The sequence below is a fragment of the Sphingomonas sp. Leaf412 genome, from assembly GCF_001425405.1.
In the GTDB taxonomy this organism is placed as follows: Bacteria; Pseudomonadota; Alphaproteobacteria; order Sphingomonadales; family Sphingomonadaceae; genus Sphingomonas.
Window position 1 is genome coordinate 858671 of the sequence record NZ_LMQP01000003.1, and the last position, 20365, is coordinate 879035.

A 20365-nucleotide genomic window follows, 5' to 3' on the forward strand; every position below is an offset into this window, starting at 1 on the left:
GTCATGCCGGACTTGATCCGGCATCCATCGTGCCGCGATAGCATCAGGCGTTGTACGCGTGGCACGATGGACCCCGGATCAAGTCCGGGGTGACGGTAAGAAGGCTTGCAGCATACCATCCCCGGTTGACGCGAGGGTCAATTCGCTGGCACCGCGAAAGCGGACAGGGCGGGCCGATACGCGACCGGCGGCATACCCGACCTTCGAAGGAGTGACGACCGTGAGCGACCGCGAATCCATGCCCTATGACGTCGTGATCGTCGGCGCCGGCCCTGCCGGCCTGTCCGCGGCGATCCGGCTGAAACAGGTCGCTGCGGAACGCGACGCGGATATCTCGGTCTGCGTCCTCGAAAAGGGGTCGGAGGTCGGCGCCCACATCCTGTCGGGCGCGACGATCGATCCGCAGGCGCTGGACGAATTGCTGCCGACGTGGCGCGAGGACGGCTGCCCGCTGGCGGAAGTGCCCGTCACGTCCAACCTGCACTGGGTGCTGACGAAGAAGGGCAAGCTGAACCTGCCCCACATCCTGACCCCGCCGTTCCTGCACAACAAGGGGACGTATACCGGGTCGCTGGGCAATCTGTGCCGCTGGCTGGCGGGCAAGGCGGAGGAACTGGGGGTCGAGATCTTCCCCGGCTTCGCCGCCGCCGAAATCCTGTTCAACGACGATGGCAGCGTGAAGGGTGTCGCGACCGGCGACATGGGCGTGGCGCGCGACGGCACGCACAAGGGCGACTGGCAGCCCGGCCTCGAACTCCACGCGAAATATACGTTCTTCTCGGAAGGATGCCGCGGCCACCTGACCAAGGAACTGATGCGGCTGTTCGACCTGACGAAGGACAGCGACCCGCAGGTCTATGGCCTCGGCGTCAAGGAATTGTGGGACATCGCCCCCGACCTGCACGCGCAGGGCACGGTGGTGCACACGCAGGGCTGGCCGCTGAGCGAGAGCGGCGCGAACGGCGGCGGCTGGATCTATCACCAGGCCAACGGGCAGGTGTCGATCGGCTTCGTCACCTGGCTGAACTACAGCAACCCCTATGTCTCCCCGTTCCAGGAGATGCAGAAGTGGAAGACGCATCCGCAGGTCGCGGCGCTGCTGAAGGGCGGAAAGCGCGTCAGCTACGGCGCGCGCGCGATCAGCGATGGCGGGTTGCAGTCGATCCCGAAGTTGGTCTTCCCCGGCGGCGCGCTGATCGGCGACAGCGCGGGCTTCCTGAACGTGCCGCGGATCAAGGGCACGCATACCGCGATGAAGAGCGGGATGCTGGCTGCGGAGGCCGCGGTCGAGGCGATCGTGTCGCAGCGCGCGCATGACGAACTGGCCGCCTATCCGCAGGCGTTCGAGGCGTCGTGGGTGCACAAGGAATTGTCGATCGTCCGCAACGTCGTGCCGCTGGTGAAGCGCTTCGGCGACCTCCTGGGCTCCGCCTTCGCCGGGGTGGCGATGTGGATGGAATATCTCGGCCTGAAATGGCCGTTCACGCTGCATCACCATCCGGATCACGAGGCGCTGTGGCGCAAGGACCTGGTGAAGAAGATCGACTATCCCAAGCCCGACGGCGTCCTGACCTTCGACCGCCTGTCGAGCGTGTTCCTGTCGAACACCAACCACGAGGAGGACCAGCCGGTCCACCTGACGCTGAAGGACCCCGCGACCCCGATCGCGTACAACCTGCCGTTGTACGACGAACCCGCGCAGCGTTACTGCCCCGCGGGCGTATACGAGGTGGTGGGCGAGGAGACGGGCGATCCGAAGTTCGTCATCAACGCGCAGAATTGCGTCCACTGCAAGACGTGCGACATCAAGGACCCGACGCAGAACATCAACTGGGTCGTGCCCGAGGGCGGCGGCGGACCGAACTATCCCAACATGTGACGGCACGGGATGTGACGGGGCGGGGCGGCGCTGTTAGGGTCGCGGGATGACATCGCGCCACTCCCGTCATGCCGGGCCCGTCCCGGCATCCACCCCTCCGCGAGCGCAGCCGACGCCGTGTCCGCGGCCCGGTGGATACCGGGACCAGCCCGGCATGACGCCCGGTGGGAGGCCTGCCAGAAACGACGCCGTCACCCCGGGCTCGATCCGGAGTCCATCAGGCGGCTTGGCGAACGCACCGCGATCATCGTCGCGCTCGCCGGCGGATGGATGGACCCCGGCTCAAGGCCGGGGTGACGGTGGCAAATGGTCGCTCGTCCTCGCCGCCTTGCTCCTCGCCACGCCCGCCGCCGCGACCCCCGGCGACCTCGCCGCCTACATGCGCGCCCGCGCCGCCGATGCCGATGGCCGGACCGTCGCCGCGGCGCAGGATTACGCCCGCGCCTTCGCCGCCGACGCCGGCAACCCCGTCGTCGCGATCCGCACCTATCGCGAGGCGGTGCGCGCCGGCGACATCGCGCTCGCCGATCGCGCCGCGACCGCGCTGGGCGCGAAGGCACCGCCGGACGCCGCGCTGCTGGCGATGGGGGAGGCGGCGCGGACGCCCGCCACCGCCGCGCCCGCGATCGACCGCCTCGCCGCGGGCCAGTTCGCGCTCTTCGCCGCGCCGCTGCGGATGTGGCTGGCATTGGACGAGGGCAGGCAGCAGCCGTCCGCGGACAGCATCGCCCGCCGCCTGGGCGAGGAGACGCGCGCGCTGGTGCGGATCGCGCGCGGCGACACCGATCGCGGCGTCGCGGCCCTGCGCGTCGTGCTGGGCAACGATCAGGCGGCGCAGGACAACCGCCTGTTCGCCGCCCGCCTGCTGATCGCGCAGGACAAGGCGGACGACGCGCGCGCGCTGCTGATCGGCGACGCGCCCGCGATCGTGGCGCTGCGCGCGCGCGCGGACGACAGGAGTGCGGGCGTCGCGCCGTCGCTGGCGGCGGGGACGGCGCACCTGTTCGCGCGCATCGCCTCCGACCTCGCGCTCGGTGCGCCGACCCCGGTGACCTATGCGTTGTTGCGCGGCGCATTGCGCGCCGATCCCGGCAACGATCGCGCGCGGCTGTTGCTGGCCGGTGCGCTCGCGCGCGACGGCGCCGTCGATCAGGCGGTCGCGACGCTCGCCGCCGTTCCCGCCGACAGCATCCACGCCGGTGCCGCGACGACCGGGCGGGTTCAGATCCTGGCCGCCGCGGGCAGGGACCAGGACGCGCTCGCCGCCGCCCGCGCGGACGCGGCGCAGGACCCCGCGGATCGCCGCCGCCTCGCCGACCTGTACCTGCGGCTCGACCGGCCGGGGGAGGCCGCCCCGATCTACCGCCGCCTGATCGCGGACGCGGGTGACGCGGCGGACTGGGCCGACTGGCTCCAGCTGGGCGCCGCGCTGGATCTGGCGGGCGACTGGAAGGCCGCGCGCCCCGCGCTCGAACGCGCCGTCGCGCTGGGGCCGGAACAACCGCTGGCGCTCAACCACTTGGGCTATTCGCTGATCGAGCATGGGGAACGTGCGACGGAGGCGCAGGCGATGCTGGAAAAGGCCGCGCGGCTCCAGCCCGACGATGCCGCGATCACCGATTCGCTCGGCTGGTCGCTGTACCGCCGCGGCGACGTCGCGCGCGCGTTGCCGCTGATCGAGCGCGCCGCCGCCGCCGATCCCGTCAATGCGGAGATCGCGGAGCATCTGGGCGACGTCTATTGGTCCGCCGGTCGCCGGTTCGAGGCGCGCTACGCCTGGACCGCGGCACGCCAGCTGGTCGAGGCGGACGACGCATCGCGCCTGACCGCGAAGATCGCGAACGGCCTGTGATCCGCGAACCCGCGCCCGCGAAGCTGAACCTCGCGCTCCATGTCCGCCGCCGCCGCGACGACGGCTATCACGAGCTGGAGACATTGTTCGCCTTCGCCCGCGACGGCGACGGCGTGACGGTCGCGACCGCCGACACCGCCGCGTTCACCGTCACCGGTCCGTTCGCCGCGGCCTTGGGGCAGGGGGCCGACAACCTCGTCGTCCACGCCGAACGCGCCTTCGCCGGCGCCTTCGACATCGCGCAGCCGCATGCGATCGTGCTCGACAAGCACCTGCCCATCGCCTCCGGCATCGGCGGCGGCTCCGCGGACGCCGCCGCGACGCTGCGCGCGCTCGCCCGGCTGCACGGTATCGCCGCCGACGACGCGCGGCTGTTCGCCATCGCGGCGACGCTGGGCGCGGATGTGCCCGCCTGCCTCGACGGCCGTGCGACCCTCGGCACCGGGCGCGGCGACGCGCTGGTCCCGATCGCGGGGCTCGGCGACATGCCCGCGCTGCTCGTCAATCCCGGCGTCGCGGTATCGACCGCGCAGGTCTTCGCCCGCTGGGACGGCGTCGATCGCGGCGCGATCCCCGGCGGCGCGACGCTGCCGCGCGCGCGGGCGTCGCGCAACGACCTGCAACCGCCAGCGGAGGGTGTCGCGCCCGTCATCGCGCAGGTCGTCCTCATGCTGGCCGCGCAACCCGGCGTCGTGCTGGCGCGCATGTCCGGTTCGGGCGCCACCTGTTTCGCGCTGTTCGGGGACGCGGCACGCCGCGACGCCGCCGCCGCGACCATCGCCGCGGCGCATCCCGCCTGGTGGCAGCTCGCGACGACCGTCGCGTGAGCCGTGGATAGCGATGCGATGATCCACCTCGCCCACGCCGACCGCATCGCCACCGTCACGCTCGACCGTCTCGCCGCGCGCAATGCGTTCCGTATCGGCGCATGGCACGACCTGGCCGCCGCGGTCGCGCGCATCCCCGCCGACACCGCGGTCGTGGTCGTCGCGAGCGCGACCCCGGGCATCTTCTCCGCCGGCGCCGACCTCGTGGATCTCGCGAAGCTGGCCGACGACGTGCCCGCCCGCGCGACGTTCCGGTCGGCGATGCGCGCGGGCATCGACGCCGTCGCCGCCTTGCCGATGCCGACGGTCGCCGCGGTCGACGGCGGATGTTTCGGTGCCGCCGTCGCGCTCGCGCTCGCCTGCGACCTGATCGTCGCCACGCCGCGGGCGCGCTTCGCGATCCCGCCCGCGCGGCTCGGCATCGCCTATCCCGCCGCGGACATCGCCCGGCTGGTGGCGCGTGTCGGCACGGGCGCGGCGCGTCGCCTGCTCCTCACCGCCGACACGATCGACGCGGGCGAGGCCGTGCGCATCGGCCTGGCCGACCTGGGCGACGATCCGGTCGCGGTCGCGCGACGCATCGCCGACAACGACGCGTCCGCGCTCGCGACGCTCAAGCGCATGCTCGCCGACCCGGCGGACCCCGCGCACGATGCGGCCTTCGAGCGGTCGTTCGGCAATCCCGCCTTCGCCGCCGCGACCGCCCGCTATCGATAGTTCGCCTCTTGTTCCACGTGAACAAATGCGGTACGTCCCGAACATCGCGTTGCGTGACCGACGCAAGCGCTCTAGCGAGGGACGAGGCAGATGGCCGCCAAACTTCAGGTGATCGACACGGGCATGGCAACCGCAACCACGGACCGGCAGAAGGCGCTCGACGCCGCACTGGCGCAGATCGACCGCGCCTTCGGAAAGGGCTCGGCGATGAAGCTGGGCTCGAAACAGTCGATGGAGGTGGAGGTGATCTCCACCGGCTCGCTCGGCCTCGACATCGCATTGGGCGTCGGCGGCCTGCCGCGCGGCCGCGTGATCGAGGTGTACGGTCCCGAATCGTCGGGCAAGACCACGCTCGCGCTCCACGTCATCGCGCAGGCGCAGAAGAACGGCGGCACCGCCGCCTTCGTCGACGCCGAACACGCGCTCGATCCCGTCTATGCCAAGAAGCTGGGCGTCGACATCGACGAGCTGATCGTGTCGCAGCCCGATACGGGTGAGCAGGCGCTGGAGATCGTCGACACGCTCGTCCGCTCGAACGCGATCGACGTGCTGGTGGTCGATTCGGTCGCAGCATTGGTCCCGCGCGCGGAGATCGAGGGCGAGATGGGCGACAGCCACGTCGGCCTCCAGGCGCGCCTGATGAGCCAGTCGCTGCGCAAGCTGACCGGCTCGATCAGCCGCTCGCGCTGCATGGTGATCTTCATCAACCAGCTGCGCATGAAGATCGGCGTGATGTACGGCAATCCGGAGACGACGACGGGCGGCAACGCGCTGAAATTCTACGCTTCGGTCCGCCTCGACATCCGCCGCACCGGCGCGATCAAGGATCGTGACGAGGTCGTCGGCAACGCGACCCGCGTGAAGGTGGTGAAGAACAAGGTCGCACCGCCGTTCAAGCAGGTCGAGTTCGACATCATGTACGGCGAGGGCATATCGAAGATCGGCGAGATCCTCGACCTGGGCGTAAAGGCCGGGCTGGTCGAGAAGTCGGGCGCGTGGTTCAGCTACGACAGCGTGCGAATCGGGCAGGGGCGCGAAAATTCGAAGACCTTCCTGAAGGAAAATCCGGAAATGGCCGATCGCCTGGAAAAGGCGATCCGCGCGCGGACGGAAAAGGTCGCCGAGGAGATGATGGTCGGTGCCGGGCCGGACGACGACGCCTGACCCGTGCGGGCCGGGCAGAGCGACGGGCGGACTCGGTCGGCGGTCTCTCGACGTGCCGACCCTGCGCATGGCGCGAGCCGCCCCCGTCGGGATAACGCCGGTGGGACGATCGTGACCGACGGTCGCCTATGCGCGGTGGCCGGAGCGGCATCGGGCGCATCGCGGCGACGCCAGATGCGATCGTGACGACCGCGTCGGACTGGGGCGGACGGGTCGGCGCCGCTTGGGCGATCGAGCATCGCCGCACCGAACGCGCGTTCGCCGGGATCGCCGCGGTGCTCGACGCCGCGATCGCGCAGGTCGCGCCTGTTGCGGGCGTCGCGCTCGACATCGGATGCGGCGTGGGCAGCACGGCCCTGTCGCTCGCGCGGTCGCGGCCCGGGCTGTCGGTCGTCGGGGCCGACCTGTCCGGCGATCTCGTCGCGGTCGCGCGGTCGCGCGCGGACGGCGTGCCCAATGCCGCCTTCGTCCATGGCGATGCGGGATCGGTCGCAACCGCCCGCGCGCCGATCGACCTGGCCGTATCGCGCCATGGCGTGATGTTCGTCGCCGATCCCGTCGCGGCCTTCTCCACGCTGCGAGCCGCGATGCGCCCCGGCGCGCCGCTGCTGTTCTCCACCTTTCGCGCGCGCGCCGAAAACGACTGGTCGACCGCGGTCGAACGCGTGCTCGGCCTGCCGACGGCATCGGACACGGGCTATGTCCCCGGCCCCTACGGCCTGTCCGACGCGAACGTCGCCACCGCGATCCTGGCCCGTGCGGGCTGGCAGCATGTACGCGCCGACCCGTACGACGTCCGCTACGTCGTCGGGGCGGGGGACGATGCGGCGGCGGACGCGCTCGCCTTCTACCGCCGGATCGGCCCCGCCGCCGGCCTGCTCGCCGCCGCGGCACCGGACGAAAGACGGGCGATGGAACGACGCCTCCTCGACATGCTGCGCGAACGGACGCACGATGGCGTCGTCGCGTTCACGGCGGCCATCCGGATCTGGCACGCCGACGCAGCAGGGGAAGCCGCATGACCATCATCGTCCATCATCTGGAGAATTCCCGGTCGCAGCGCGTGCTGTGGATGCTGGAGGAACTGGGGCTGCCGTACGAGGTCCGCCGCTACGAGCGCGACAAGAAGACGATGCTGGCCCCGCCCGAACTGCGCGCGGTCCATCCGCTCGGCAAGTCCCCGGTGGTGGAGGACAGCGACGAGCAGCACGACGGCCGCAACCGCGTCGTCGCCGAAACCGGGGCGATCGCGGAATATCTCGTCGACAAGGCCGATGGGCGCCTCGGCCCGCCCTCGCGCCGCGACGATGCGCTGGCGTGGCGGTTCTGGCTGCATTACGCCGAAGGATCGCTGATGCCACCGCTGCTATTGTTGCTGGTGCTGGGACGCATCCCGCTCGTCGGGAAGCGCGCGGCGAAGCGTATTCGGCCGATGCTGGACCGCCACCTCGATTTCGTGGAGGCGACCTTGGCGAAACAGCCTTGGTTCGCGGGCGACGCGATGACCGCCGCCGACGTGATGATGAGCTTCCCTCTGGAAGCCGCGGTCAGTCGCGGCGGGCTCGGCGCCTCGCGTCCCGCGACGATGGCCTGGCTGGAGAAGATCCATGCCCGACCGGCCTATCGCAAGGCGCTCGCGATCGGCGGCCCCTACGCCTACGCCTGAGCGCCCGCTCGCGTTCATGATCGAGGGTCGGCGGGCGCCCGGTTCCGCCCGTCGACCGGACCGAACATAACGGCGCCATGTTCGGCCACCCGGCTACCGGGTGGCCCAAAGGATCAGCTGCGGCGGTGCTTGCCGCCGTACTGGCGCCCGATATAGCCGCCGATCTGCGCCATCTGCGTCGCGGCGGAGGTCGCGGCAGCGGGGCAGCAGGGCAGGGGATCGCGTTCCGCCTGCGCCGCGCGCATCGCCACGCGATCGCACAATTCCTCGATATCGGCGCGACTCAGCAGGTTCTTCTCCCGCATCAGGCACAGCAGCGTCTGAAGGATCACCATCGCCTCGTCCGACCGTGCCGGTGCCACACCATCCAGATACACACGCGCTCTCCCGATCGCCGTTCGCCGTGTTCATACCTGAATTTCAACTCGTCGCCTAGCGGGTTTCGTCCAGCCCCCCGCCCAACGCGCGATACAGCTCCACCAGGTTCGACGCGCGCGCCAATCGCGCGGTCACCAGCTGCTGCTGCGCGGCATAGGCGGTACGCTGCGCATCGAGCGACACCAGGAAGGAATCGACCCCGGCGCGATACCGCGCATCCGACAGTCGCGCGGCGACCTGCGCGGCGTTCGCGCGCGCGCTCTGCGCGGATACCTGTTCTTCGATCGTGCCGCGCTGCGCCAGGGCGTCGGCGACCTCACGGAACGCGGTCTGGATCGCCTTTTCATAGGTCGATACCGCGACCTGCTGCGACGCGCGGGCGTAATCGAGGTTGCCCTTGTTCCGTCCCCCGTCGAACAGCGGCAGCGAGACGCCGGGGTTCCCCGTGTAGGTGAACGTGCCGCCGCCGAACAATCCGCTGAGCGCGGTGGACAACGTCCCCAGCGTCGCGGTGAGCGATATCCGCGGGAAGAACGCCGCCCGCGCCGCACCGATGTTGGCATTCTCCGCGATCAGCAGATGTTCCGCACGCAGCACGTCCGGCCGGCGCAGCAGCACCTCCGACGACAGCGACGGCGGCAGCGCGTCGCGCGTCACCGCCGCGGCGCCGAGCCCGGTCGGCAACTGCTCGGCCGGCACGGTCGTGCCCACCAGCAGGTTCAGCGCGTTCTGATCCTGCGCCACGCGGGTCTTCGCGGCCGCGATGTCGTTGCGCGCGGCCTGATAGTTCGTTTCGGCCTGCCGCGCCTCCAGCTCGCTGGCGACTCCGATGCGGAACTGCGCCCGCGTCAGCCGCAGCGTCTCCTCGAACGCCGTCAGCGTATCCTGCGCCAGCCGCAACTGCTCCTGGTCCGACGCCATCGTCGCCCAGGCGGTCGCGACTTCCGCGATCAGGCTGATGCGCGCGGTCCGCTGCGCCTCCTCGCTGGCGAAATATTGCTCCAGCGCGGCGCGGTTCTGGTTGCGGATCCGGCCGAACAGGTCGAGTTCGAAGGCCGAGAAGCCGACGTTGGCGGTATAGATTTCGATGTTCGACGACGCCGCTCCCGCGGCCCCCGCCCCGGCCCCGGCGCCCGCACCGGCTCCCGCACCAGCACCCGCGCCTGCACCGGCCCCGCCGCCCGCGCCGAAGATGTTGTTCGTGAACGTGGCGCCGCCCGATGCGGTCGTCGTCGGCACGATGTCCGCGCGCGACACGCGATATTGCGCCCGCGCCTGCAACACGTTGCCCGCGGCGATGCGCAGGTCGCGGTTGTTGGCCAGTGCGGTGTCGATCACCTGCACCAGCCGGGGTTCGACGAAGAAGTCGCGCCAGCCGATCTTCGTGATGTCCGGCGCGTCGGTCGCGGCGCGCGGGTAGACGCCGCCGTCGGGCAGCGCGACCGGCACCGCGCCGGTCGGCCGCTCGTACTTCGGGGCCAGGTTGCACGCCGACAGCGCGGTCGCGGCCAGCAGGAGGGGGAGGAAAGCGCGGGTCACGTCAGGCTCCTTCGCGCGCGGGCGTCTCGCCGTCGCGCAACTGGTCGTCGTCATGGCGATCGTGGTCCGCCGTCTTCTTCGCCGCCGCATCGCCGCCGAACAGGCGGACGATGACGACGAAGAACATGGGCACCAAGAAGATCGCGAGGATCGTCGCGGTCAGCATCCCGCCGACGACCGCGCGGCCGATCGCATTCTGCCCGCCCGCGCCCGCGCCGGTCGACAACGCCAGCGGCAGCACGCCGAAGATGAAGGCGAGGCTGGTCATGATGATCGGGCGCAGGCGCAGGCGCGCGGCCTCCACCGCCGCGTCGAAGGCGTTCATCCCTTCCGCGATGCGTTCCTCCGCGAATTCCACGATCAGGATCGCGTTCTTCGCCGCCACGCCCATCGTGGTGATGAGGCCGACCTGAAGGTAGATGTCGTTATTCAGCCCCGTGATCGCCGCGGCCAGCAGCGCACCGACGACGCCCAGCGGCACGACCAGCAGGACCGATATCGGCACCGACCAGCTTTCGTACAGCGCCGCGAGACAGAGGAACACGATCAGCAGCGACAGGCCGTACAGCATCGGCGCCTGCCCCCCCGACAACCGTTCCTCATACGACAGGCCGGTCCATTCCAGCGCGGTGCCCGGCGGCAGCTTGGCATGCATCTCCTCCAGCGCGGTCATCGCCGCGCCGGTCGATTCGCCCGGTCCGGCCGCGCCCTGGATCTGCATCGCGGGCTGCCCGTCGTATCGCGTCAGCTGAACGGGCGCGAGCGACCATTCCAGCGTGGAGAAGGCGGTGTACGGCACCATCTGGCCGGTGGCGTTGCGGACGAAGAAGGCGCCGATATCCTCCGGCCGCAACCGGAACGGCTGGTCCGCCTGGATGTAGACGCGCTTCACGCGGCCGCGGTCGATGAAGTCGTTGACATAGGCGCCGCCCCAGGCGGTCGCGATGGTCGAATTGACTAGGCCCAGATCGAGACCCAGCGACCCCGCCTTGTCCTCGTCGATGTTCACTTTCAGCTGCGGCGCGTCGTCCAGGCTCAGCGGGCGCACCTGCGCCACCCGCGGGTCCTGCGCCGCCATGCCCAGCAGCATGTTGCGTGCCTGCGTCAGCTTCTCGTGCCCCAGCCCGCCGGTATCGACCAGCTGCACGTCGAAGCCCGTGGCGTTGCCCAGTTCCTGCACCGCCGGGGGCACGATCGCGAAGATCATGCCGTCGGTATACTGGCTGAACGCGCCCATTGCGCGGCCCGCGATCGCCTGCGCCTTGTTCTGCGCGCCGCCGCGATCCGCCCAGTCCTTCAGGCTGATGAAGGCGAGGCCCGCGTTCTGGCCCTGTCCGGCGAAGCTGAAGCCGTTGATGGTGAAGACCGACGCGACGTTCGCCTTCTCGCTGCCGAGGAAGTGGCTGCGGATGAGTTCTAGGCCCTTTTCGGTCCGCGCGGTGGTGGCGCCGGACGGCCCCTGCACCAGCGCGATGACGGTGCCCTGATCCTCGTCGGGGAGGAAGCCGGTGGGCAGGCGCACGAACAGCAGCCCGACGCCGACGACCACCAGCAGGTAGACGATGCCCGACCTGATCCAGTTGCGCGCACCGTATTTCACCCCGCGGGTGTACGATTCGCGGCCGCGGTCGAAGCGGTCGTTGAACCAGCGGAAGAAGCGCGCGAGCGGACCGTTGCCCTTGTTCTTGTCCGGATCGTGCGGCTTCAGGATCGTGGCGCACAAAGCGGGCGTCAGGATCAGCGCGACCAGCACCGACAGCACCATCGCGGACACGATCGTGATCGAGAACTGGCGATAGATGACGCCGGTCGATCCGCCGAAGAACGCCATCGGCAGGAAGACGGCCGACAGGACCAGGCCGATGCCGACCAGCGCGGACGAGATTTCGTCCATCGACTTGCGCGCCGCCTGCTTGGGCGACAGGTTCTCCTCCTGGATCAGGCGCTCGACGTTCTCGACCACCACGATCGCGTCGTCGACCAGCAGGCCGATCGCCAGCACCATGCCGAACAGGGTGAGGGTGTTGATGCTGTACCCCGCCACCGCCATCACGCCGAACGTGCCGAGCAGGACGACGGGTACCGCGATCGTCGGGATGATCGTCGCGCGCCAGTTCTGGAGGAACAGGAACATGACGAGGAAGACCAGGACCACCGCCTCGATCAGCGTGTGGACGACCTGCTCGACCGACAGGCGGACGAACGGCGTGGTGTCGTAGGGGTAGACGACCTTCACGTCCGCCGGCAGGCCGCGGGCCAGTTGCTGCACCCGCGTCTTGACCAGCTCGACCGTATTGAGCGCGTTGGCGCCCGCGGCCAGTTTCACGCCGAATCCCGACGCCGGCTGGCCGTTGTAGCGGCTGTCGAACCCGTAATTCTCCGCGCCCAGCTCGATCCGGGCGACGTCGCCCAGCCGCACGACCGCGCCGTCGGCGGCGGTCTTCAGGCGGATCTGGCCGAACTGCTCGGGCGTCTGCAACCGCGACTGGACCGACACGGTCGCGTTCAGCATCTGCTCCTTGGGCGCGGGCTGCGCACCGATCTGCCCGGCGGATACCTGCGCGTTCTGCGCCTGCACCGCCTGCGTCACGTCCGCCATCGTCAGCTGGAAGTTGTTCAGCTTCAGCGGATCGACCCAGATGCGCATCGCATATTGGGCGCCGAACAATTGCAGTTCGCCGACCCCGTCGACCCGGCTGACCGGGTCCTGGAGGCGGGAGACGACCATGTCGGCAAGGTCGGTGGCGCTATGGCTGCCGTCGGTGGAATACAGGCCCACGATCAGCAGGAAGTTGGCCGCCGACTTCTGGACCTGAAGGCCCTGCTGCTGCACTTCCTGCGGCAGCAACGGGGTCGCCGCCTGCAACTTGTTCTGGACCTGCACCTGCGCGATGTCGGGGTCGGTGCCCTGCTCGAACGTCAGCGTGATGCTGACCGTCCCCGCGGACGACGACGAGGACGAGAAGTAGCGGAGGTTGTCGATGCCCTTCAGCTGCTGCTCGATGATCTGCGTCGTGGTGCGTTCCAGCGTCTCCGCGTCGGCGCCGGGATAGACCGCGTTGACGGTGACCGTCGGCGGCGCGATCGCCGGGAACTGGCTGATCGGCAGGGTGCGGATCGCTATGACGCCCGCAAGCATCAGGACGATGGCGATGACCCATGCGAAGATGGGCCGGTCGATGAAAAAGCGCGACATGGGTGCCTACTTCGCCTGTGCCTGCGCGGGGGCGCCGCCCTGCGGCGGCTGCCCGCCCGCGGGCTTCGCATTCGGGTTCCACGGCGCGGTCTTCACCGCCATGCCCGGGCGCAGCATCATCGCGCCCTCCATGACGATCCGGTCGCCGGGATTCAGGCCACCGGTCACGACCCAGTCGTCCCCGATCGTGCGCGACGTGGTCAGCTTGCGCGGTTGCAGCTTGCCGTCCTTGCCGACGACCATGACGGAGGCGTCGCCCTTCTCGTCGCGGGTCACCGCGCGTTGCGGGACCAGCAGGGCGTCGGCCTGCGTCCCCTCGATCAGCTCGGCCTTCACCGACATGCCGGGCAGCAACAGGCCGCGCGGATTGGCGAAGCGCGCACGGATCACCTGCGATCCGGTGGCCGGATCGACGCTGACGTCGGCGAACTGCAACTGGCCCGCGACGGGATAGACGCTGCCGTCCTCCAGCCGCAGCCGCACCTGCGCCGCCTGTCCGCCACGCGTCAGCTCGCCCGACATCAGCTGTTGGCGCAGCCGGAGCAGATCGGCGCTCGATTGCGGCACGTCGACGTAGATCGGATCGAGCCGCTGGATCGTGGTCAGCGGATCGGTCTGCTGCGCGGTGACCAGCGCCCCGGTGGTGGCGACCGAGCGCCCGATGCGGCCGGAGATCGGCGCGCGGATGGTGGTGCGTGCCAGATCGATCTGCGCCGAGCGGAGCGCCGCCTGCTGGACCGCGACATCGGCGGTCGCCTGTTGCGCGCTGGTGATCGAGTTTTCGTATTCCTGCCGCGCGATGGCGTTGATCTTCACCAGCTCGCCGTACCGCCGCGTCAGTGCGCGGCTGGATGCGATGGCGGCGCGCGCGCGGGCCAGCGCGGCGCGCGCACTGGCCACCTGCGTCAGGTACGGCTGCGGATCGATGCGGTACAGCGCCTGGCCCTTCCGCACGGCATCGCCCTCCTGGAACAATCGCTCCAGCACCAGGCCGTTGACCTGCGGACGCACGTCGGACGTCTCGAACGCGGTGGTGCGGCCGGGCAGGGTGGTGGTCAGCGTCACCGCCTGAGGCCGGAGCGTCATCACCTGTACCGTCGGCGGACCTTGCGGCGCCTGCTGCTGCTGCGAGTCGGCGCCCCCGCCGCACGCGGCCAGCGGCAGGAGCAGCGCGGGAAGGGCCAGGCGCAAAAATGTCATGACAAGCTCGCAGGGTGTGAGTAGTGTGAGTGAACGATCACTCACTTTGCTGCTACTGCGAACAGAATGCGGGGTCAATGACCGATTTGGTGCGAAATCCGGAAACGCGAACGATGGGGGAGGGCATGTGTTCCGGCCCGTCGCGCGCAATGGAACGGCGCGAACGCGTCCTGTGTGCGGCGCGGCGCCTGTTCGCCGACAATGGCTTCCACAACACCGGGATCGCCCGGATCGCGCGCGAATCCGACGTGCAAGTGGGTCAATTGTATCGCGATTTCGCCAGCAAGGAGGATATCGTGATCGCGATCGTCGAGCGCGACATGAACGACTTCCTGCCCGACCTGGAACTCGCCGCCGCGCTGACCGCGGACGATCGCGCCGGGATCCGCAGCTGGATCGCGCGCTTCATCGCATGCAGGGAGACGCGAACCGACCGGCGCGTGATCGCGGAGATTTTCGCGGAGGCGTCGCGCAGCCCGCGCGTCGCGGGCATCGTCACGCATATCCACGACGGCTTCCGCGCCTGCCTGATCGAGGCGCTGGAACGCCTCGCGCCCGGCGACGCGATCGCCGCGCGGCGCGAGATGCTGGTGGAACTGGTCATGACGATTTCCGCCGGGGTATTTCAGCGGCGGCTGACCAATCCGTCGCAACTGGGCGACGATGTCGTCGACATGCTGGTCGACGGGGTGCAGCGCCGCATCGACGCCCTGATCGAGGACTGACGCGCTGATCGATGACGGGGGCGGGGCGGAACCATCCGCCCCGCCGCGTCCTTGGCCCTTCATGCCGATCGCCGATCCCGCCAGCCCGTCCGACTCGATCCCGTGGTGGCGGCGCGGCGTCGTGTATCAGGTGTATCCGCGCTCGTTTCAGGACAGCGACGGCGACGGGATCGGCGATCTGGCCGGGATCGCCGCACGGCTCGATCATATCGCGGCGCTCGGCGTCGATGCGATCTGGCTGTCCCCGATCTTTCCCTCACCGATGTGCGATTTCGGCTATGACGTCGCGGACTATTGCGGGGTCGACCCGATGTTCGGCGACCTCGCCGCGTTCGACCGCCTGCTCGCCGCGGTCCACACCCGCGGCCTGAAGCTGCTGCTCGATTTCGTCCCGAACCACAGCTCCACCGCACACCCGTGGTTCGTCGCCAGCCGCTCGTCGCGCGACGATCCGAAGCGCGACTGGTACATCTGGCGCGACCCCGCGCCCGGCGGCGGACCGCCCAACAACTGGGTCAGCGACATGGGCGGGCCGGCGTGGGAATATGACACCGCGACCGGGCAATATTACCTGCACACCTTCCTGAAGGAGCAGGCCGACCTGAACTGGCGCAACCCCGCCGTCGTGGCGGCGATGCGCGACGTCATGCGCTTCTGGCTCGACCGCGGCGTCGACGGCTTCCGCATCGACGTGCTGTGGCACATCGTGAAGGCGGACGGCCTGCCCGACAATCCCGCCAATCCGGACTGGCGATCGGGCATGGCGGAGAAGCTGTCGTTGCTCCAGCATCACTCGACCGACCAGCCCGAGGCGCACGACCACACCGCGGACATGCGCGTGCTGGCGGACGGTTACGGCGATCGCGTGCTGGTGGGGGAGATCTTCCTGCCGCGCGACCGGCTGATGCGCTGGTACGGCACGCCCGCGCGACCCGGCGTCCATCTGCCGTTCAATTTCGAACTGATCGAGAACCCGTGGGATCGCGACACGCTCGCCGCGCTGATCGCGGGCTACGACGCCGCGATCCCCGCGCACGGATGGCCAAACTGGGTGGTCGGCAGCCACGACGCCCCGCGCATCGCCGCGCGGATCGGGGAGGCGCAGGCCCGCGTCGCGGCGATGCTGCTGCTGACGCTGCGCGGCACGCCCACGCTGTATCAGGGCGACGAACTGGGCATCGGCCGCGTCGATATCCCCGCGGACCGCATCCGCGACCCGCAGGATCTGCGCCAGCCTGGGCAGGGCCTGGGCCGCGACCGCTCGCGCACGCCGATGGCGTGGGGCGACGGCCCCCATGCGGGTTTCTCGACCACCGAACCGTGGCTGCCGCTCCACCCCGACTGGCGCACGCGCAACGTCGCGGCGCAGGCGGCGGATGCGGAGTCGATGCTGCACCTGTATCGCCGCATATTGGCATTGCGCCGTGCCGAACCCGCGCTGTCGATCGGCACGATGCGCGTCGTCGACGCACCGGCCGGCGTGCTGGCCTATGAACGCATCCATGAGGAACGAACGCTGACCATCCTGCTGAACATGACCGCCGCACCCGTCGCCTGCGACTGGCGCGGCGTCGCGCGCCTCTCCACCCTGTCCGGCACGCCCCAACAGGGGATGCTGCGCGCCGACGAAGGGCTCGTCGTCGTATGAGGATCGCGATGCTCGCCCCGATCGCCTGGCGCACCCCGCCGCGCGCCTACGGTCCGTGGGAGTTGGTGACGTCGATGCTGACCGAGGCGCTGGTCGCGCGCGGCGTGGACGTGACGCTGTTCGCGACGCAGGACAGCGTCACCGCCGCGACGCTGGATGGCGTGGTGCCCGCGGGTTACGAGGAGGATCCGTCGGTCGATGCGAAGGTGTGGGAATACCGCCACCTGTCGCACCTGTTCGCGCAGGCGGACCGCTTCGACCTGATCCACAACCAGGCCGATTTTCCCGCCCACGCCTTCGCGCCGCTGGTCGACACGCCGATGGTGACGACGATCCACGGCTTCGGATCGGACCGCATCCTGCCGATGTACGTGCCGTACCAGGATCGCGTGCATTACGTCGCGATCAGCGACGCGGACCGTCATTCTGCGCTACGCTACGCCGCGACGATCCACCACGGCATCCCGGTCGCCGACTTCGCCTTCGACGCGACGGGCAGCGAGGACCTGCTGTTCTTCGGCCGCATCCATCCCGACAAGGGCGCCGACGCCGCCATCCGCGCCGCGCAGGCGACCGGTCGCGCGCTCGACTTGTACGGCGTGGTACAGGATGCGGGCTATCACGACGCTCACGTGAAGCCCGCGCTGGACGACCGCATCCGCTACCACGGCACCGTGGGCGGCGCGGCGCGGGTCCGGGCGCTGGGCGGCGCGCGCGCGCTGCTGCACCTGATCGGGTTCGACGAGCCGTTCGGGCTTTCGGTGGTGGAGGCGATGGCATGCGGCACCCCCGTCATCGCCAACCGCCGCGGCTCGATGCCCGAACTGATCGACCACGGCGTCACGGGCTTCCTGGTCGACACCCCGGAAGAGGCGATCGCCGCGATCGACCGCGCGGGAGAGATCGATCGCGCCGCGTGCCGCCGCGCGGTGGAAGAACGCTTCTCCGTCGCGCGCATGGCGGACGATTATATTGCGCTGTACCGGCGGATATTGGGCGCGTAGCAAGACCGCCACTAGCATTATGTGTCCCCGCGAAGGCGGGGACCCAGACTGGGCTCCCGTCTTCACGGGAGCACAAAGGTAGAAGGCGGGACGCCTCTACCCCTGCCGCGCCAGCCATTCCTCCAGCCACTTGATCGTATAGTCGCCGCGCTGGAACTCCGGATCGTCCAGCAGCGCCTGGTGCATCGGGATCGTGGTCTTCATCCCCTCGATCACATATTCCTCCAGCGCGCGCCGCAACCGCCGCAGCGCGCCCGCGCGCGTGGTGCCGTACACGATCAGCTTCGCGATCATGCTGTCGTAATAGGGCGGCACCTTGTACCCGGTATACAGGCCGCTATCGACGCGCACGTTCATGCCGCCGGGCGTGTGGTACATCGCCACCGTGCCGGGCGAGGGCGTGAAGGTCTTCCAGTCCTCGGCATTGATGCGGCATTCGATCGCATGGCCGCGGAACTGGATCTCCTCCTGCCGGAACGTCAGCGGATGCCCCTCCGCGATGCGGATTTGCTCGCGCACGAGGTCGAGGCCCGTGATCGCCTCGGTCACCGGATGCTCGACCTGCAACCGGGTGTTCATTTCGATGAAATAGAACTCCCCGTCCTCCCACAGGAACTCGATCGTGCCCGCGCCGCGATAGCCCATGTCGGCCATCGCCTTCGCCACGATCCCGCCCATGCGGTCGCGCTCCTCCGGCGTGATGACGGGGGAGGGCGCTTCCTCCAGCACCTTCTGGTGCCGCCGCTGGAGCGAACAGTCGCGCTCGCCCAGATGGATGGCGTTGCCGTTGCCGTCGCCGAACACCTGGAATTCGATGTGCCGCGGATTGCCAAGGTATTTTTCCATGTACACGGTCGCGTCGCCGAACGCCGCCTTCGCCTCGCTTCCCGCCTGCTGCATCAATGTTTCGAGATGCTCGGGACCGGTGCACACCTTCATGCCCCGCCCGCCGCCGCCGCTCGCCGCCTTGATGATGACCGGATAGCCGATGTCGAGCGCCAGCTTCTGCGCCTCGCCCACGTCGCTGATCGCGCCGTCGGACCCCGGCACCAACGGCAGGCCCAGTGCGCCCGCGGTGCGCTTGGCCTCCACCTTGTCGCCCATCGTGCGGATATGCTCGGGCTTCGGCCCGACGAAGATGAGGTTGTGCAGCTCCACGATCTCCGCGAACTTGGCGTTCTCGGACAGGAAGCCGTAGCCGGGGTGGATCGCGTCCGCGCCGCTGATCTCCGCCGCGCTGATGATGTTGGGGATGTTCAGGTAGCTGTCGGTCGCCGCCGGCGGCCCGATGCAGATCGCCTCGTCCGCCAACCGCACGTGCATCGCGTCGCTGTCCGCGGTGGAATGCACCGCGACGGTCTTGATCCCCATTTCATGGCACGCGCGGTGGATGCGCAGCGCGATCTCGCCGCGATTGGCGATGAGGAGTTTCTTGATCTGTGGCATATTCTCAGGTGTCCAGCCGCCGTTCGCCCTGAGCGCAGTCGAAGGGCACGCGCGACGCATGGGCTTCGACTCCGCTCGGCCCGAACGGGGAGAGGGAAAGCATCGTTATTCGACGACGACCAGCGGCTGGTCGAACTCCACCGGCTGCCCGTTCTCGACCAGCACCGCCTTCACGACCCCGGCGTTGGGGGCGGTGATCGGGTTCATGACCTTCATCGCCTCCACGATCACCAGCGTGTCGCCCGCCGCCACGGTCTGCCCGACGCTGGCGAAGGGCTTGGCCGAAGGATCGGCGGCGAGATAGACGGTGCCGACCATCGGCGAGCGAACCGCATTCGCGCCGACCGCGGCGGACGGCCCCCCGACCTCCACCACCGGCGGCGTGGGCGTGGGCGCGGGCGCCGCGAACGCGGGCGGCGGCGGCGCATAGGCCGCGGGCGCGGCGGTCACGGCCGCGGCCTTGCGCGCGACGCGGATCTTGCGATCGCCGTCCTCGACCTCGATCTCGGTCAAATGGGTGGTGTCCAGCAGCTCGGCGAGCTGGCGCACCAGCTCGACGTCCACCTTCATATGATTGTCATCGGCCATTCGGCTCTCGTCCCCTGAAACAGGGGAAAGGTCCTGTCAGATACGCGCCGCCGCTTCAAGCGCGAGCATGTAGGACAGCGCGCCGAACCCCGCGATCGACCCCTTCGCCGCGCGCCCGACGAAGCTGACATGGCGGAATTCCTCGCGCGCGTGCGGATTGGACAGGTGCACCTCGATCACCGGCGTCGCGATCGATTTGATCGCGTCGTGGATCGCCACCGACGTATGCGTGAACCCGCCCGCATTCAGCAGCACCGCCTTCGCTTGCCGGGCCTGCGCCTCGTGCAGCCAGTCGACCAGATGCCCCTCGTGGTTCGACTGGCGCAGGTCGATGTCCAGCCCCAGCTCCTTCGCCCGATCCTCCAGCGCGCCCGCGATATCGTCCAGCGTGTCGTGGCCGTAGATATCGGGCTCGCGCAGGCCCAAAAGGTTCAGGTTCGGGCCGTTCAGGACGAAGATCGTGTCGGTCATCCGCGCTGCATGACACGCGGCGGCGGGCGCGCGCAATGTTGCCGCGCCGTCGCCCGGTCCCTAGA

At 69.6% G+C, this 20365-nt stretch carries 17 protein-coding genes; 10 read left to right on the plus strand and 7 right to left on the minus strand.

What is annotated here, in order from left to right:
* Positions 1 to 220: 220 nt before the first annotated feature.
* From ASG29_RS11280 to ASG29_RS11310, 7 genes are all read left to right on the plus strand, one after another.
* Positions 221 to 1879 carry an electron transfer flavoprotein-ubiquinone oxidoreductase gene (locus ASG29_RS11280; protein ID WP_055985494.1) on the plus strand — a complete coding sequence of 553 codons (1659 nt, stop codon included), beginning with the start codon at positions 221 to 223 and terminating at the stop codon, positions 1877 to 1879.
* A gap of 328 nt (positions 1880 to 2207) precedes the next feature.
* A complete protein-coding gene (locus tag ASG29_RS11285) occupies positions 2208 to 3731 on the plus strand; it encodes a tetratricopeptide repeat protein (RefSeq protein WP_235532883.1) in 1524 nt (507 codons plus the stop codon).
* Entirely contained in the window at positions 3728 to 4558 is an 831-nt protein-coding gene (locus tag ASG29_RS11290) for a 4-(cytidine 5'-diphospho)-2-C-methyl-D-erythritol kinase (protein WP_055983789.1), read from the plus strand. The genes ASG29_RS11285 and ASG29_RS11290 overlap by 4 nt, the downstream gene beginning before the upstream one ends.
* An 18-nt stretch (positions 4559 to 4576) precedes the next feature.
* Positions 4577 to 5275, plus strand: a complete 699-nt coding sequence (locus tag ASG29_RS11295) for an enoyl-CoA hydratase/isomerase family protein (protein ID WP_055983792.1) — start codon at positions 4577 to 4579, stop codon at positions 5273 to 5275.
* Between the two features lie 90 nt (positions 5276 to 5365).
* The gene (recA, locus tag ASG29_RS11300; protein WP_055983795.1) at positions 5366 to 6439 is read left to right on the plus strand and encodes a recombinase RecA; all 1074 of its coding nucleotides are present in this window, start codon (positions 5366 to 5368) and stop codon (positions 6437 to 6439) included.
* Between the two features lie 128 nt (positions 6440 to 6567).
* Positions 6568 to 7461, plus strand: coding sequence for a class I SAM-dependent methyltransferase (locus ASG29_RS11305; RefSeq protein WP_055983798.1), 894 nt, complete (start codon positions 6568 to 6570; stop codon positions 7459 to 7461).
* Positions 7458 to 8105, plus strand: coding sequence for a glutathione S-transferase family protein (locus ASG29_RS11310; RefSeq protein WP_055983802.1), 648 nt, complete (start codon positions 7458 to 7460; stop codon positions 8103 to 8105). The genes ASG29_RS11305 and ASG29_RS11310 overlap by 4 nt, the downstream gene beginning before the upstream one ends.
* 113 nt (positions 8106 to 8218) lie before the next feature.
* Here ASG29_RS11310 and ASG29_RS11315 read toward each other — a convergent pair whose 3' ends face one another.
* From ASG29_RS11315 to ASG29_RS11330, 4 genes are all read right to left on the minus strand, one after another.
* Entirely contained in the window at positions 8219 to 8440 is a 222-nt protein-coding gene (locus ASG29_RS11315) for a hypothetical protein (RefSeq protein WP_055983805.1), read from the minus strand.
* Between the two features lie 97 nt (positions 8441 to 8537).
* Positions 8538 to 10022, minus strand: a complete 1485-nt coding sequence (locus tag ASG29_RS11320) for an efflux transporter outer membrane subunit (RefSeq protein ID WP_200932434.1) — start codon at positions 10020 to 10022, stop codon at positions 8538 to 8540.
* A 1-nt stretch (position 10023) separates the two neighbouring features.
* Positions 10024 to 13218 carry an efflux RND transporter permease subunit gene (locus ASG29_RS11325; RefSeq protein WP_055983810.1) on the minus strand — a complete coding sequence of 1065 codons (3195 nt, stop codon included), beginning with the start codon at positions 13216 to 13218 and terminating at the stop codon, positions 10024 to 10026.
* A 6-nt stretch (positions 13219 to 13224) separates the two neighbouring features.
* Entirely contained in the window at positions 13225 to 14418 is a 1194-nt protein-coding gene (locus ASG29_RS11330) for an efflux RND transporter periplasmic adaptor subunit (RefSeq protein ID WP_055983813.1), read from the minus strand.
* Positions 14419 to 14495: 77 nt separating this feature from the next.
* Here ASG29_RS11330 and ASG29_RS11335 point away from each other — a divergent pair, with 77 nt between their 5' ends.
* The 3 genes from ASG29_RS11335 (at position 14496) to ASG29_RS11345 (ending at position 17795) form a co-directional block, all read left to right on the plus strand.
* A complete protein-coding gene (locus ASG29_RS11335; RefSeq protein ID WP_082515942.1) occupies positions 14496 to 15143 on the plus strand; it encodes a TetR/AcrR family transcriptional regulator in 648 nt (215 codons plus the stop codon).
* A 61-nt stretch (positions 15144 to 15204) separates the two neighbouring features.
* Positions 15205 to 16791 (plus strand): alpha-amylase family glycosyl hydrolase, encoded by a 1587-nt coding sequence (locus ASG29_RS11340; RefSeq protein ID WP_200932436.1) that lies wholly within the window; start codon positions 15205 to 15207, stop codon positions 16789 to 16791.
* Positions 16788 to 17795 carry a glycosyltransferase family 4 protein gene (locus ASG29_RS11345; protein ID WP_055983819.1) on the plus strand — a complete coding sequence of 336 codons (1008 nt, stop codon included), beginning with the start codon at positions 16788 to 16790 and terminating at the stop codon, positions 17793 to 17795. The genes ASG29_RS11340 and ASG29_RS11345 overlap by 4 nt, the downstream gene beginning before the upstream one ends.
* A 96-nt stretch (positions 17796 to 17891) precedes the next feature.
* On the opposite strand, the gene accC is transcribed toward ASG29_RS11345, so the two are convergent.
* The 3 genes from accC to aroQ form a co-directional block, all read right to left on the minus strand.
* On the minus strand, positions 17892 to 19241 hold the full coding sequence (gene accC, locus ASG29_RS11350; protein WP_055983822.1) for an acetyl-CoA carboxylase biotin carboxylase subunit: 1350 nt from the start codon (positions 19239 to 19241) through the stop codon (positions 17892 to 17894).
* A 105-nt stretch (positions 19242 to 19346) separates the two neighbouring features.
* The gene (gene accB, locus ASG29_RS11355) at positions 19347 to 19829 is read right to left on the minus strand and encodes an acetyl-CoA carboxylase biotin carboxyl carrier protein (RefSeq protein WP_055983825.1); all 483 of its coding nucleotides are present in this window, start codon (positions 19827 to 19829) and stop codon (positions 19347 to 19349) included.
* A 36-nt stretch (positions 19830 to 19865) separates the two neighbouring features.
* Positions 19866 to 20300: a type II 3-dehydroquinate dehydratase gene (aroQ, locus tag ASG29_RS11360; protein WP_055983828.1), complete on the minus strand. Its 435-nt coding sequence runs from the start codon at positions 20298 to 20300 to the stop codon at positions 19866 to 19868.
* Positions 20301 to 20365: the final 65 nt, after the last annotated feature.

Bases quoted from the DNA above. Each gene is read 5' to 3' on its own strand.
- ASG29_RS11295 (WP_055983792.1), top strand. From the start codon at position 4,577: ATGATCCACCTCGCCCACGCCGACCGCATCGCCACCGTCACGCTCGAC.
- recA (WP_055983795.1), top strand. From the start codon at position 5,366: ATGGCCGCCAAACTTCAGGTGATCGACACGGGCATGGCAACCGCAACC.
- ASG29_RS11305 (WP_055983798.1), top strand. From the start codon at position 6,568: ATGCGCGGTGGCCGGAGCGGCATCGGGCGCATCGCGGCGACGCCAGAT.
- ASG29_RS11310 (WP_055983802.1), top strand. From the start codon at position 7,458: ATGACCATCATCGTCCATCATCTGGAGAATTCCCGGTCGCAGCGCGTG.
- ASG29_RS11315 (WP_055983805.1), bottom strand. From the start codon at position 8,440: ATGGTGATCCTTCAGACGCTGCTGTGCCTGATGCGGGAGAAGAACCTG.
- ASG29_RS11325 (WP_055983810.1), bottom strand. From the start codon at position 13,218: ATGTCGCGCTTTTTCATCGACCGGCCCATCTTCGCATGGGTCATCGCC.
- ASG29_RS11330 (WP_055983813.1), bottom strand. From the start codon at position 14,418: ATGACATTTTTGCGCCTGGCCCTTCCCGCGCTGCTCCTGCCGCTGGCC.
- ASG29_RS11335 (WP_082515942.1), top strand. From the start codon at position 14,496: ATGACCGATTTGGTGCGAAATCCGGAAACGCGAACGATGGGGGAGGGC.
- ASG29_RS11340 (WP_200932436.1), top strand. From the start codon at position 15,205: ATGCCGATCGCCGATCCCGCCAGCCCGTCCGACTCGATCCCGTGGTGG.
- ASG29_RS11345 (WP_055983819.1), top strand. From the start codon at position 16,788: ATGAGGATCGCGATGCTCGCCCCGATCGCCTGGCGCACCCCGCCGCGC.
- accC (WP_055983822.1), bottom strand. From the start codon at position 19,241: ATGCCACAGATCAAGAAACTCCTCATCGCCAATCGCGGCGAGATCGCG.
- accB (WP_055983825.1), bottom strand. From the start codon at position 19,829: ATGGCCGATGACAATCATATGAAGGTGGACGTCGAGCTGGTGCGCCAG.
- aroQ (WP_055983828.1), bottom strand. From the start codon at position 20,300: ATGACCGACACGATCTTCGTCCTGAACGGCCCGAACCTGAACCTTTTG.